Annotated in this window: 1 protein-coding gene; it reads right to left on the reverse strand. The window is 36.6% G+C overall.

Annotation, left to right across the window (positions count from 1 at the left end; genetic code table 11):
* The coding region (locus AC3DU7_RS25105) for a DUF4231 domain-containing protein (protein ID WP_488042016.1) at positions 1-641 on the reverse strand (641 nt) is incomplete at its 3' end.
* Positions 642-1,250: the final 609 nt, after the last annotated feature.

Genomic DNA, 1,250 nt, shown 5'->3' on the forward strand with positions numbered 1-1,250 from the left:
TGCTCTGCTTCTAGGAGTTCCACAACTCTATTAGCAGAAATCCAATTTTCTTGGAAAGGAAATGAAGTTACAACACTAGCAACTATAGAAGCGATCGCTGGACAAATTACAGGTAACCATTTTAACCAAGCTTGACCAGTTTCCAATTTATCAACAAGGACTAAAATGGGGGTAACTCCCGAAAAAACTATTGTGCCTAACTGTAAAATATAGTAGATGTTTCTTGCTTGTTTTCTGGTACTTTTGTAATCGTCTATTAACTCTTGAGTATAACGTAAAGCTTTTTCTATTTCTTGAGTTATCTGAATATTTTCTGGAGAATTTTCTAGTTGTAAAACGTTACCGTATAAGGTGGCTTTTCTAAGTAAATCAGAATCCTTGATTGTTTTAGTGTAGTTTATTTGTATTTGTCTATTTAGGAGATACAAAAAAATAAACAGAGCAATAGAAACTGCTAAAACTATCGGCAATTTAATCTTATCTGGAAATAAATAAACACCAATTCCCGAGCCAATAATAGTGGAAAAAGATAGATATTCGAGTATCCTCAAAAATGATAAAATGCCAGGACTAGATGGTGGAGATTTATAATTATCAGCCTTGGTATTTAACTGAAAATCAAGGGTTTCCGAACTTGTCATGTTTTATTGATTCCTTTGATTTGATAAGTGGACTAAAATATGCTCTGACTATTGAGAAAGTAAGGGCAAAATTACCGAAAAAGTTCGAGAGCTTGAAAGTCTTGTGACTTCTAGTCCAGTGATGAAAAGCGATACGGTGGTTGCCTCCTGGGAAGGAGCTACGCTATCAACCCCCAGTCAGCATATTCTATCACTATTTGCTATTTTACTCTATCTGTGCTATTCGTAGCAAATATACAAAAAATTCCACTAAGGCTGAGATAACTCTGAAACGGGCAAAATGCTATAGCGAGCAAGATGCTCGCACTGGGAAAATTTAATTGTTAATCTCTGTACTTCTTATGCGAGGAATTTGCTGTATCTTTTTATTTTGGGTTTAATACGCCACCACCTATACAGTGTTTACAATTGCTTGGAGTTTAAGTCCCCATCCATTTTTTCGGCGTTGCTGAATACTGGGATGATTGAGACCGACACGGGGACACGGAGACACGGAGACACGGGGATGATAGTCGATCCTATCTTATAAAATCATCCCACAATTATGCAATGCCTTTTTTCTTCCTTCTTCCTTCTTCCTTCTTCCTTCTTCCTTCTTCCTTCTTCCTT

Source organism: Okeania sp., from assembly GCF_983059655.1.